Source organism: Bifidobacterium sp. B4081 (assembly GCF_026537335.1).
Classification (GTDB): domain Bacteria; phylum Actinomycetota; class Actinomycetes; order Actinomycetales; family Bifidobacteriaceae; genus Bombiscardovia.
Genome location: NZ_JAFNMM010000002.1, coordinates 25,760 through 39,339, shown reverse-complemented (window position 1 = coordinate 39,339; position 13,580 = coordinate 25,760). Strand labels below are relative to the sequence as shown.

The following is a 13,580-nucleotide window of genomic DNA, read 5'->3' as shown; positions in this document are numbered from 1 at the left end:
CGAGGAACCATGAGAAGACCCAAACGCATCGGACGGGCCATCAAGGCCCTGACTGCCCTGACGGCGGGTCTGGCGGTGCTGCTGACAGGGGCACTGGGCGCCTGCTCGAACCAGCAGCCGTCAGCCAGCGGCACAAAAGCCGCCGCCACCCAGGAACCCAAGCGCGTCTCGGTCCACGACCCCTCCCTGGTTCGCTCCGGCAAGAGCTACTACGTCTTCGGCTCGCACCGGGCCTATGCCCGCAGCACAGATCTGGTCAACTGGACCCCATTCACCAACAACCTGAGCCGCGATTACAAGAAGATCTTTGCCCAGATCTGGAAGGACTGGCCCAAGCAGTCCTCCAACCCGGACGTGACCGGCAACATGTGGGCGCCTGACGTCTACTACAACGCCACCATGAAGAAGTGGTGCATGTACTTGAGCCTGAACGGGGCCGAGCATCGTTCGGTCATCGTCCTGCTGACCGCCGACCGGGTGGACGGCGACTGGACTTATGCAGGACCAGTGGTCTACTCCGGCTTCACACGGGCCAATTACATGCACACCGACGTTCCCAAGGTGCTGGGCCCGGACCCGAAGCTGGACCGCTATCAGTCCTACACGGATACGGGCATCAATGCGATTGACGCCTGTGTCAAGGATGACGGGCAGGGGGGGGGGGGGCTGTGGATGAGCTTCGGCTCCTGGTTCGGCGGCATCTGGATGATCCGGCTGGACCCCAAGACCGGTCTGCGCGACTACTCCACCACCTACCCCACCCAGGCCAACCAGTCCGACGCCTACTACGGACACAAACTCGCCGGAGGCTTCGGCAACTCAGGCGAAGGATCGGCGCTGCTGCACACCAACGGCCACTGGTACCTCTTCCTCTCCTACGGCAAGCTGGTGCAGACCGGAGGCTACCAGATGCGGATGTTCCGCTCGGACTCCATCACCGGCCCCTATCTGGACCAGCAGGGCAACCCGGCCATCGCCACCAGCGGCGAGGCCGACAACTGGACCAGCGAGACAGGCATCCGCCTGATGGGCTCCTACCAGTGGAGCGGAGACAAGCAGGGCGACATCGAGGTCTCGCAGGGCGGGAACACGGCTCTGCACGACAAGGACGGCCGAGACTACGTGATCTATCACACCAGATTCTCCGACCGCAAGGAGGAGCATCAGATCCGCGTCCGGCAGCTGATGCCCACAGCAGACGGGTGGCTGGTGGCGGCCCCCTATGAGTATCTGGGCACCAAGGCCGGCGGCCCATACAGCGCCAAGGACGAGGCCGGCACCTATGAGCTAGTGGAGCATGATCCGACCATCTTCTTCAAGGGACCGCGCAAGGTGACCGACACTCACAGCACCCAATACCGGGGCGTGGTCAAGGCTGTGGACATCCGTCTGGAGCCCGGCGGCAAGGTGACCGGAGCACGCCAGGGCCACTGGCAGGTCGACGACCGGGAACGGCTGTCCATGGACCTCAAGGAGGAGGACGGGACCGTGAGCTACCAGGGGGTCTTCGCCCGGCTGCCCAGGGACAAGGATCACCGCATGGCCATGACCTTCAGCGCCCTGGGCAACAACGTCTGCATCTGGGGCTCCAAGCGCTGATCAGCCTCAGCGTGGATCCAGAGCCACCCAGACCACGCCGTGTGCAGGCACAAGAGCCGCCAGCTCACGGTCGGCACCCTGTCCTTCCAGGCTGATTTGGGCGGGCTCAGTGGTCCGGTTCCCCCACAGGTCGACCGGGGTCCAGGCCTCGTTCGCCCCGTCCAGGCCCACAAGGGAGGACAGGGCCGTCCTGACTCGCCGGGGGCGATCCCCGGTCCAGAAGACAGCTGCATAGACCCCGCCGTCATGGCCCGAGGGGGTTCCGTCGGCCCAGTCGCTGGCCAGGGCCCTCCAGACGATCTCCTCGCCTAGGATCTTCTTGTCTTGGCCGTCCCCACTCTCGACCGGCTCTCGGATGATCTCACCATTGTCGGCCGAACCGGCGGTGACCTCCTCCAAGGCTGGGTTATCCAGCAGCGACAGAATGGCCTCATCGCTGCTGGGGAGGTCGCCGCCCACCGTCAGCGGCGAGCGCCCCATGGCCCAAAGGGTCAGCATGGTGCGTTGCTCGTCGGCCGTCAGGAGGCTGGACCGGTCCCCGCCCCGCTCGGCCCGCAGTCCGATATGCCCCAGAGGCAGCATGTCCGCATCGGCCCAGTGGCCTGTGCTCTGCAAAGGTGCCCAGCGGGCCAGACGGGCGAACTGGGCGTAAAGGTCCTGCCAACGATCCCAGAGGTCGTCCGAAATCCGCCAGAGCTGGGCGTGATCCCGCAGGAAGCCAAGATGGGTGGTGGGCACCCGGGTGCCCGGGGACAGGGAGAGGGTCATGGGATGGCCATGGGCCTGCTCGGCCTTGCTGATGGCACAGGCGTAGGCGTCGATTTCCCGGTCCATGAAAGGGACCTGCATATCGTCCACCTTCAGGTAGTCCACCCCCCAACGTGCGAACTGGTCAACCTGGGCGTCATACCAGGCCTGGGCTCCCGGATGGGAATGGTCCAGACCGTAATTGTCGAGATTCCAGGCACAGACATGGGTGGTGTCAACCACCTGGGCGGCGGTATAGGAGGTGCCGAGGACGGGCAGGTCCCGCTCGACCGCCAGCCTGGGGATGCCCCGCATGACATGAATGCCGAAGCGCAGCCCTAGATCGTGGATCCGAGCAGCCAACGGAGCGAACCCTTGGCCGTCGGCCGCCGAAGGGAACCGGACCGGGTCGGGCAGCTGCCGGCCATAGCCGTCCAGGACCAGAGGCGCCTTGGCGTTGTAGCCATGGGCCCTGGCGGTCGGGTCGTACCAGGCGATGTCTATGACGACCGTGTCCCAGCCCGCCGGGAGCAGCCTGTCGCGCATGACCTGCGCATTGTCCAGCACCTCCTGCTCGGTGACGGTGGTCCCGTAGCTGTCCCAGCTGTTCCACCCCATAGGCGGTCTCCAGGCCTTGTCCATGTCTTGCTCCTTTCTCAGTGCTTTGTTTCAGTCCTGTCGCGCCAGAGGGCGCAGACGTTCGTATTCCTGCCGGGTCAGGGATAGGACCCCGCCGTGCTTGGTATGGGGGCGCAGGCGGAAGTCCTGCTCCCGGGCGTAGTCGAACCCGGCGTCCGGATCATCGCTGACCATGGGCCTGTAGCCCACTGAAGGAATCACATCCACCAGCAGGTACCAACGGTTCCGGGCATGGTCGGCATAGAGGGCCGGACCCTCTACGCCCGAGGGGTTGCCGTCGGCGCACCAGCCGGCGCCGATCTGCTCCTGGACGGTGGTCCACCGGGCCTGCGGCAGCCACCATCGAGGATCGTCAGTGCTGTCCAGCCAGATGCCCCGGCCAAAGCCGTTGTCCTTGGTGGCCCGGTAGGTGCGTAGGCCGCCCCCAGGCAGAGGACGCTGGACCATGGTGGTGTCGATGGCATTGCGGCCGGTATCGATAAAGACTCCCCCATAGCGGAAGTGCTCCTGTGCGAAGTCGGTGGTCGACCCCCAGAGCACCCGGTCATATACCGACGGGTCGGCATGGTCAGGATCATCCTGGTCAAAGAGCTTGGATGACCAGTAGAGGACGAAGGCCCCCTGCCGCGGCCCCTCATAGTCAGGCACCCATAGGCACTCCGGCGCCCAGGCCATGCCCAGCGGAACCCTGCTGCCGTCCTGTTGCAAGGACACATCCAGCGGCCAGGGACCTGACCAATGAATCAGGTCGTCAGTGGACCAGATCATCAACTTGGTGCTGCCGTGGCGGGACCAGTGCTCCCAGCCGCTGCCCTTTGACTGATCGCCGCCGAACACCCGCAGATCGGTAGCCATGACATAGACCCGGCCGTTGCGCGGGTCACGCACCATGTAGGGATCCCGCAGGCCGGTAGTGCCCAGATGCGAGGTCAGCAGCGGCCTGCCCCCGTACAGCGGATCCCAGCTCAGAGGGTCGTCGCCTCGTGACAGGTCGAAGTAGAGGCGCTCGGCATACCCCTGGGGGTCTTCGATGAAGTGCACCATCAGATACCCGTAGGGGTCGGCTCCTTCGACATCCTTGTGAACCGTATCGCTCAACGTCTGCTCCTTTGCTCTGGCTGCCGAGCCTGTCGGCTTTGCCTTGTCACTATTTATTTTATAACGATGTAATGCTGCTAGTCGGGGACCAACGGCGACACATGGGTCAGCCTGCTATTGGGCAGAGACAGTCGAATCCTGCGGAACCCGGCTGCCGCTTTGTCCGGCATCATCGCCAGGCTGTGTCGATTGCGCCTGGTCACCGTTGGCTGTGCGGATCATGGCGTACTGGGACTCGTGCAGCCGATAGTAGGCGCCCCTCTTGGCCAGGAGCTCCTGGTGGGTGCCGTGCTCCACGATCTGCCCATGATCGATATAGAAGATCTGATCCGCATTCTCGATGGTGGACAGCCGGTGGGCGATGACGAAGGAGGTCCGCCCCTTGAGCAGATGGGCCAGTCCGGCCTGGAGGGCCTCCTCGGTGCGGGTGTCGATGCTGCTGGTCGCCTCGTCCAGGATCAGGATTCGGGGGTCGGCCAGCAGAACCCTGGCAAAGGCGATCAGCTGCCGCTGACCTGCGGAGAGGGTGGATCCGCGCTCCTCGACCTTGGTATCGTAGCCGTCGGGCAGCTCCATGATGAACTCGTGGGCATGGACGGCCTTTGCGGCCTCCTCGACTTGCTGGTCGGTGGCCTCCAGGCGACCGTAGCGAATGTTCTCGCGCACGTTGCCAGTGAAGATGAAGGTGTCTTGAAGCATGACCCCCATTTGCCGACGCAGGGAGTCCAGGGTCACGTCGCGCACGTCATGCCCGTCCACGCAGACGCTGCCCTCGGTCACGTCGTAGAAGCGCGAGAGAAGGTTGACGATGGTGGTCTTGCCGGCGCCCGTAGGCCCCACCAGGGCGACCGTGCTGCCTGCCGGCACATGGAAGTCCACCAGGTTGAGGATGTTGCGGCCTCCGGGCTCGTACTTGAAGACCACGTCGTTGAAGTCCACCCTGCCCTTGACCGGCGGCAGCTCTATGGCCCCTGGACGGTCCTCGATCCCAGGGCGGACGTCGAGGGTCTCGAAGATGCGCTCCAGGTAGGCCGAGCATGTGATCAGCTGGTTGTAGAAGTTGCCGATGTTGATGATGGGGTTCCAGAAGTTGTTGGCATAGCCGACGAAAGCGATCAGCATGCCCGTGGTGACCTGCACGCCACCCAGGCCGGTGATCCCCAGATAGTAGATCAGAGCGATGGTGATGGTGGAGATGTTCTGCACTCCTGGCCACATCAGGTACTGGATGTGCACGGCCCGCATCCAGGCGCTGCGAACCTGGCCCTGCTGCTCCTGGAAAGTATGGAACTGCTCGCGCTCCCTGACGAAGGTCTGCGTGGTCTTGACCCCTGCGATGGACTCATGGATGTAGGCGTTCAGATTGCTCTGTTTGTTGGACAGGCGCTGGTAGGCCCGCCGCTGGAAGCGCTGGAGAATCAGCACATAGAGCACCAGCAGGGGCATGAGGACCAGGGACCAGAGGGTCAGCCTCCAGTCGATGACGAACATGACAACCAGGGTCAGCGAAAAGGTGAAGATGTCCGCGATCACGTTGATCAGACCCGAGCTCAGGGTATCCGAGAGCGTGTTGACGTAGTTGACCACCCTGATCAGGATCTTGCCGTGGGGCCTGGAGTCGAAGTATGAGAAAGGCAAGGTCTGGATGTGGGTGAAGAGGTCACGGCGCATGTCCTTGAGCATGAGCTGGCCCACCTGGGTGATGGCCACCGTCCGGTACCGCAGGAGGAGCTCGTAGATGACGATAGCCAACAGAAAGACCGCCCCCAGGGCGAAGAGCCGGACCGGGTCCTTGGAGGGGATGACCGCGTCGATCATGGTCTTGGTCATGTAGGGAATGGCCACGGCGATGGCGCTCATGGACAGAACCGCCGCCAGGATGATCACCCCATGGCGCAGGTAGGGTTTCAGATAGGCCCCTATGCGCTTGATATCACCGAAGTTGATCTGCTCCTCCAGGTCCTCGTCCTCGCGAAAGGTGTTCCTGCGCGTGGTGCCTGCCGAACGTTGCTCTTGCTGCTTCATCGTCTCACCTTGCCATGCCTGCTGATGCGTCAGAACCCTGCCGACTGTCCGGATTGCAGCCCCAGCTGCTTGCGGTAGATCCGGTAGTAGCGGCCGTGGGCGTGGACCAGCTCTTCATGGGACCCGCGTTCCACAATCCTGCCGTGGTCCAGGACCAGAATCAGGTCGGAATCCTTGATGGAGGAGATCCTGTGGGCGATGGTGACCATGGTCCTGGTGCCCTCCATCTCCTGCAGATGCCGCTGGATGGTGGCCTCGGTCTCCATGTCGACGGCCGATGTGGTGTCGTCCATGATCAGGATGGCCGGGTCGTCAGCCAAGGCCCGGGCCAGGCTGAGCCGCTGCTTCTGGCCGCCCGACAGGCCAACCCCGCGCTCGCCCACCACGGTGTCATAGCCCTCGGGCATCCGGTTGATGAAGGAGTCGGCGCCGGCCATGGAGGCCATGGTCCTGACGTACTGCTCGTCGTCGCGTTGGGCTCCGAAGGCGATGTTGTCGCCGATGGTGTCCGAGAAGAGGAAGGTGTCCTGGGCCACGATGTTGACCTGCCGCCGCAGCAGGTCCAGGGGCCACTGCCTGGCATCGATCCCGTCGATGAGCACATGTCCCACGGTGGGGTCGTAGAAGCGGGCCACCAGGCTGACCAGGGTGGACTTGCCCGAGCCGGTCTCCCCCAGTATGCCCAGCCGGGTGCCAGCCGCCGCATGGAAGTTGATGTCCTTGAGGATGGGGGTCTCCGGGTCGTCAGGGAAGGCGAAGCTGACGTGGTCGAAGCGGATGTCCCCACGGATTCTGACCGGGTCGCCGGCCTGCTCGCCGTTGACCTTGGCGCGGACTGTGGCCGCCTGGACCACGCCGGCCTGGGCGTTCTTGCGCTCGACGATCCTGGGCTCGGCCGTCAGCAGCCGACGGATTTTGACGCAGGAGGCGTTGAAGCGCTCCACATCGTTGATCAGCCAGCCGGATTGGCGCACCGGGCCGTCGATCATCCACAGGAAGCTGTTGAAAGAGACCAGGGCGCCCAGGGTCATCTGCTGGCGGATGACCAGCCAGCCGCCCAGGATCAGGGTGATCAGCTGGAGCATGTAGGAGCAGCCGTCCAGCCAGGGCATGTAGGTGCGGCTGTTGCGGGCGGAGTCCATGTTGCGCTGCATGTAGTCATCGTTATGCTGATCGAACTTCTCGGTCTCATAGGGCTCGCGGACGAAGGCCTTGACCACCCGGTTGCCCTCGATGTTCTCCTCGACCATGGAGTTGAGGGATGCCAGCGAGTTGCGGATGGCATAGAAGAGCGGGTGGGCGTGCTTGGAAAGCTGCCAGGTGAAGCAGAAGAGGAATGGAGTCACGGCCAGCAGGGCCAGGGCCAGCCGCCATTCGATGGTGAACATGACGGCCAGAGACCCGATGAAGAGGCAGATGGCATCCAGAATGTTGTATGAGACCCAGGAGACGAAGTGGCGGATAGCATCGGTGTCCGAGGTCATCCGGCTCATGATGTCGCCGTTGCGGGTGTGGTTGAAGTAGGTGAAGTCCATGTCGTGGAGCTTCTCGTATTCGTCACTGACCAGCCGATAAATGGTGTTCTGGCCGAAACGCTCCATGAACATCTGATAGCCATAGCGGCAGAAGCTACGCCCAAAGGTGACGGCTATCATGGCGAAACAAAGCTTGGGCAACCGATCCTCATGCCCCTGACCAATCACCTGGTCCACAATCATGCCCGCCAAAATAGGCATAAGCATGACCAGGACCTTGTCCGCCGCAAAGAGCAGGAGAGCGGCGGCGATTCTACCGGCGTCCGGTCTGCAGTAGGGTAGGATCCATCGAAGGTTGCTGCTGTGCTGATTCTTCGCAGAATCGACGTACATTGGAGGACACCCTCACGTTCCCTGTTGAACTTCTCTGATCTGGTCTCTTCTCATTGCCGTGACCGTCCGGGAGTGTGACTGACCAATGATGACGCCCGGCTGTGTTCTTCGCCTCTGCAAGGCCGCGCGCGTCCGCCCTGGATTCGTCTAAGCGTGGCCTATTTTATTGGAGCCTGCACCAGATGCAACCCCGGATCTCGGCGTGTCTAGGCCCAGAGTCCGGAGATCATATGTGGCGAGGATGCCCCTGGACCAGAAGGTCCAGCTCAGGTCCTGACAAGCGCTTCAGATCGACACCGCCTGTTGTTACGGCAACCTGGAACCTGGTGCCTCGCACCTCCAACTCGTAGGTCAGCGAGCGCCAGGATGAGGGCAGGCGGGGGTCAATGCTCAGCATGGTCCCGCCGGTGTCCCGTAGGCCGCCGAAGCCGCAGACCAGGCTGGACCAGACGCCTCCGCAGGCGGCCAAGTGAATGCCGTCAGTCGTGTTGGCGTGCAGGTCGTCCACGTCCGTGAACAAGGACCGACGGAAGTACTGCATGGCCAGCTTGTCATGCCCCACCTCGGCGGCGAGGATGGACTGGGAGGCTGCAGACAGGGTCGAATCCCCGGTGGTCAGCGGATCGTAGTAGTCGAAGTCAGCCAGCTTCTGCTCCGGAGTGAACCAGGAGCTGAGCAGGTAGAGGGCCATAACCACATCGGTCTGCTTGAGCACCTTGTGCCGGTAAATGACCAACGGATGGTAGTGCAGCAGCAGGGGCCTGGCCGTGAACTGGTCGAAGTGCCAGCGAGGGCGTTGCATGAACTGGGCATCCTGGGCATGGACCCCCTCCTGATCGTCGAAGGGGGCGAACATGGCTTCAGCCGCATGAGACCATTTGGCGGCCTCATCGTCGTCGAAGTGCAGCCTTTCGCGTATGCCGCCGATCAGATCCGGGTGCTTCTCGCGCAGGTGCTGGTAGGCCTTGTAAGCGGCTAAGAGATTGAACCGAGCCATCTGGTTGGTGTAGAGGTTGTCGTCGACCAGGACCGTGTACTCGTCCGGGCCGGTCACGCAGTGGATGTGGAAGCGGCCGTCCTCCTTATAGCGCCCCAGGCTCATCCAAAGACGGGCCGTCTCCACCAGGATGTCTACGCCCTCAGCCTGCAGGAAGTCTTCATCGCCGGTGACCTGCACATATTGGGCCGCCGCGTAGGCGATGTCGGCATCGATGTGGTATTGGGCCGTGCCGGTGGGGAAGTAGGCGGAGGCCTCCTCGCCGTCGATGGTCCGCCATGGGAAGAGGGCGCCGTTCAGGTTGAGCGCGCAGGCCCTGCGCCTGGCCGCCGGCAGCATCAGGTAGCGGTAGTGGAGGACGGCTCTTGCTCGAGCAGGCGCCGAATAAATCAGGAAGGGGAGAATGTAGATCTCGGTATCCCAGAAGTAGTGGCCGCTGTAGCCGGATCCGCTCAGGCCCTTGGCGCCCACGCCGTTCTCGATCTGGGCCGTGGACTGGGCCAGCTGGAAGAGTTCCCAGCGCACCATCTGCTGGGTACGGCCGCCATCGTCGGCCTGGATGCGGATATCCTGACGCTCCCAGAACCGGTCCAGCCATGCCCTCTGACGCTGCTCCAGCTCTTCCAGAGAGAGGGCGCTGACCTCCTCCAGCCGATCGCGGCAGTCCTCGACCAGACGCCTGGTCCCCTCCCCCCGGGTCTGCACGACCAGGCCGTTGCCGCTGGTGCCGGCCGGAAGGATGGGATGGCTGCGGTAGACGGCGTAACGGACCAGGCGGGTGGAACCGCCCTTGGGCACGTCCATGCGCCAGCCGGAGCCTTCAACGGGCCGGCCGTCCCTGAACTGCCGGACGCCCAGAGCCAGGCTGAGCCGTGAATTGTTGCAACGAAATACCCTGCAATCCGCACTCAGCTCACCATAGACCGCATTGTCCAGCACCTCGTGGATTCCGCAACCGTCCACAAAGGTCGACTTGCGGGGGTCGCTGGAGTTGACATGGCGGGGGTTGTCAGCATTGACCGGCCCCTCGACCACCACAGCCATGTCACGGTCGGGCGACTCTACAGTCAACGTGCAGACGCTCAGGTTGCGGTCATACAGACAGACCATGCGTGTAAGCACGGTCTTCAGATGGATGCCATGGTCCAGATCGTACAAATTGGTGGTAGTCGCGATCCCGGTTCGGAAGTCCAGACGCTGAGTGGTCTTCTCAGGCCGGCCCAGGGGCAGCCCCTCCACCTTGAGGGTGAAGTCCGAAGCATCGGGCACTCCTTGGATCAACTGTCCTACCTTGGCATACCCGTAAGCGCTTTCGGGATGGGCAATCCGGAAGGTGTCATGGAAGCCACTCAGGAAGGTGCCGTTGCCCAAGCAACGTTCCCCGCCGCCTTCGCCCCTGACGCCGACGGAGCCGTTGGTGACGGAAAAGACCGTGGCGCTGATGTCTCCAGGCCGCCCGACCTCGCTGAGACCCCAGTCTTCCACGGGGAAGCGGCCCTCATCCAGACTGGGGTCCTTCCCCTGCGCACGCTCGCCCGCATCGTCGTCGATCAGCTCGATCAGCTGGTCCACCACCAAGTCCGCGCCGGCCTTGAACAGCTGCTCACGGCCGGCGCCCCTGTTCACGCCCACAACCAGGCCGAACCTGCCGGCATGGCCGGCGGCTACGCCGGAGAGAGCATCCTCGACCACAACGGCATCCTCATGATGCAGTCCGAGAACCTTGGCCGCATAGGCGTAGGTGTCCGGGGCCGGCTTGCCCTGAAGACCCATCTCGTCCTTGAGGTTGCCGTCCACCACTGTGTCGAAGTATCCGGCGATTCCAGCGGCCTGGAGGACCTGGGCCGTGTTGCGCGAGCTGGACACCACAGCCAGACGCTTCTTATCGGAGCGCAGGTGCCGAAGCAGATCCACGGTGTCCGGGTAGGGATCGATGCCCTTCTGCTTCAGCATCCGCTCAAAGGTCAGGTTCTTGCGATTGCCGTATCCGCAAATGGTGTCCAGTTTCGGATCATCATCGGGGCTGCCCCAGTCCAGTTCAATGCCCCTGCTGCGCAGCAGGGCGTCGACACCGTCATAGCGGGGCCGACCATCCACATAGGCGTAGTAATCCTGCTCCGTATAGGCCGGGACGTCTCCGGGCAGGACCTGATCGAACAACGCCTTCCAGGCGGCCTTGTGCAGGACGGTCGTGGGCACCAGTACCCCGTCCAGATCGAAGAGCACACAGGCGAATTGGGCAACCTTCATGGTTACTCATCCTATGGGTCTTCCATGACGAAAGAACCCGGCGGTTCGAAGAACCGCCGGGCGAGAAGAGAGAGAAGAAGGGGTTCAGTTATCGGGGCCGCATGACCCCCATCGGCCAGTACTTCAACCGACAGAACAAATATAACCAGCACTACCTTGGAGGAAGTGCCCGAAAACCTCAAAGTTCTCTGTGAATCACGAATACCGTCCCGGGCGCGTCGACCGTCACTTGCCCTGGTCGCCCAGCTTGGCCTGTTCCGCCTCGAATCTGGCGCGCTCTTTGGCCTTGCGGCGATCCAGTTGCTCCTGGAAACGATCCAGCTCCTCCTGCACGGCTTCCTTGGGAATACGCGGGAATATAGGTGTGGGCCGATCGATTGGGGTGCCGTCCCTGAGAGGCTCGCGCGCCCAAGGATGGACCGTCTCCCCCAGCCGGTAGTCGCCGGTGATGATGGGATAGTGGAAGTCGGACCGATCCAGGTCGTCAACCTCCTCGATACGAGGCAGGGGTGAGAAGGTGCCCTCGCCGCCCATGGTCTCCCAAACCCGCTGAGAAGCATGGGGCAGGAAGGGGGCCAGCATGGTGTTGGCATCCAGCACTGCCTGGGCGGCAGTATGCAGAACGGCAGCCAGACGATTTCGGTCGTCCTTAATTTTCCAAGGCTCCTGGGCGGAGATGTACTTGTTGATATCGCCCACAAAGGCCATGGCCTCGACCAGGGCGGCCTTCTGACGGTGATTCTCAATCAAGGATCCCACAGTATCGAAGGCCTGAAGGCTGCGATCCAGCAGGGCAGTATCCTCCTCGGTCAGCCAGGATTGCTCGACGGCGGGGATGCTGCCAAAGTCCTTGTTGAGCAGGTTGGCCACGCGGTTGACCAGGTTGCCCCAGGAGGCGGCCAGCTCCTCGTTGTTGTGCCGGACGAACTCCGCCCAGGTGAAGTCAGAGTCCGAAGTTTCCGGTCCGGCGATGGAGATGTAGTAGCGGACTGCATCGACTGGGTAGCGTGCCAGGATGTCCTTGACGTAGATGACGATGCCCCTGGAGGAGCTGAACTTCTTGCCCTCCATAGTCATGAACTCGCTGGCCACCACCTGCTCAGGCAGGTTGAGCTCGCCGTAAGGTCCCGGCTGTCCGCCCTTGGACCCCTTGCCGTTGTATGCCAGAATCTCCGAGGGCCAGATCTGCGAGTGGAAGGTGATGTTGTCCTTGCCCATGAAGTAGTAGCCCAGGGCCTTGGGGTCATTCCACCATTTGCGCCAGGCCTCAGGGTCGCCCTGACGGCGGGCCCATTCGATGGATGCCGACAGGTAGCCGATGACGGCGTCGAACCAAACATAGAGCTTCTTGTTGGGGTCATCCACCCAGCCGTCCACAGGCACGGGAATGCCCCAGTCAATGTCACGGGTGATGGCCCGCGGCTTGACCTCCTTGAAGAGTCCCAGGGAGAAGTTGAGCACGTTGCTGCGCCAGCCCTTGCGGGTCTTCAGCCAGGCCAGGTTGGCCTCGGCCAGGGCGGGCAGATCCAGGAAGAAGTGCTTGGACTCCTCAAACCGGGGCGTCTCCCCGTTGATCTTGGATACGGGGTTGATCAGCTCGTCCGGATCCAGCTCGTTGCCGCAGTTGTCGCATTGGTCGCCGCGAGCGCCATCGGCGCCACAGATGGGGCAGGTCCCCTCGATGTAGCGATCGGGCAGAGTCCGTCCGGTGGAGGGTGATATGGCCACCTTTTGCTGGCCCTCATAGATGTAGCCGTTGGCCCGGCACTGGCGGAAGAGTTCCTGTACCACCTTCTCGTGATTGCCGGTCGTGGTCCTGGTAAAGAGGTCATAGCTGAGCCCCAGATCGCACAGATCCTTGACGATGACCCGGTTGTAGCGGTCGGCGATCTCCTGGGGGCCCACACCCTCGGCGTCAGCCTCCACCAGGATGGGGGTGCCGTGCTCATCAGTCCCCGAAACCATGAGGACATCATTGCCCTTCATGCGTTCGTAGCGTGCATAGACGTCCGAGGGAACGCCGAACCCAGCGACGTGGCCGATGTGACGGGGCCCATTCGCGTAGGGCCAGGCGACGGAAACAAGGATATGACTCATACCAGCAAGATTATCGGCTCAGGCCTACAATCCCCCCGCCCGTCCACAGGACTGCCATCCAGCAAGCAGATTATCCACAAGTGCACAAATTTGGCCTTCCCCCAGATAAACCCGGAACCAGCCATTTACAGTCGAACCATGAATCGAGAACACATCCTCGGGGGAGTGACGTGGACGCCTACTACTATCCATGGCGCCAGCCGCACCCTCAGAGCTACAACAAAGCCGCCAGGCCGAACACCGCACGCCGACGCCGCTCA

At 62.8% G+C, this 13,580-nt stretch carries 7 protein-coding genes; 1 reads left to right on the top strand and 6 read right to left on the bottom strand.

Features of this window, described 5'->3' with window-relative positions; all coding sequences use genetic code 11:
- Positions 1 to 9: 9 nt before the first annotated feature.
- Positions 10 to 1,599: a glycoside hydrolase family 43 protein gene (locus tag J3T92_RS05875; protein ID WP_267400369.1), complete on the top strand. Its 1,590-nt coding sequence runs from the start codon at positions 10 to 12 to the stop codon at positions 1,597 to 1,599.
- Positions 1,600 to 1,605: 6 nt separating this feature from the next.
- Here J3T92_RS05875 and J3T92_RS05870 read toward each other — a convergent pair whose 3' ends face one another.
- The 6 genes from J3T92_RS05870 to metG all read right to left on the bottom strand — a co-directional run bounded on the left by J3T92_RS05870 (position 1,606) and on the right by metG (position 13,320).
- On the bottom strand, positions 1,606 to 2,964 hold the full coding sequence (locus J3T92_RS05870) for a glycoside hydrolase family 27 protein (protein ID WP_324123917.1): 1,359 nt from the start codon (positions 2,962 to 2,964) through the stop codon (positions 1,606 to 1,608).
- Between the two features lie 51 nt (positions 2,965 to 3,015).
- A complete protein-coding gene (locus J3T92_RS05865) occupies positions 3,016 to 4,083 on the bottom strand; it encodes a glycoside hydrolase family 43 protein (RefSeq protein ID WP_267400365.1) in 1,068 nt (355 codons plus the stop codon).
- 114 nt (positions 4,084 to 4,197) lie between these two features.
- Complete coding sequence (locus J3T92_RS05860; RefSeq protein ID WP_267400362.1) at positions 4,198 to 6,108, bottom strand: ABC transporter ATP-binding protein; 1,911 nt, start codon at positions 6,106 to 6,108, stop codon at positions 4,198 to 4,200.
- Positions 6,109 to 6,137: 29 nt separating this feature from the next.
- Positions 6,138 to 7,976 carry an ABC transporter ATP-binding protein gene (locus J3T92_RS05855; RefSeq protein ID WP_267400360.1) on the bottom strand — a complete coding sequence of 613 codons (1,839 nt, stop codon included), beginning with the start codon at positions 7,974 to 7,976 and terminating at the stop codon, positions 6,138 to 6,140.
- Positions 7,977 to 8,202: 226 nt separating this feature from the next.
- Entirely contained in the window at positions 8,203 to 11,223 is a 3,021-nt protein-coding gene (locus J3T92_RS05850) for an HAD-IA family hydrolase (protein ID WP_267400357.1), read from the bottom strand.
- A 225-nt stretch (positions 11,224 to 11,448) separates the two neighbouring features.
- A complete protein-coding gene (gene metG / locus J3T92_RS05845; protein ID WP_267400354.1) occupies positions 11,449 to 13,320 on the bottom strand; it encodes a methionine--tRNA ligase in 1,872 nt (623 codons plus the stop codon).
- Between the last annotated feature and the right edge of the window lie 260 nt (positions 13,321 to 13,580).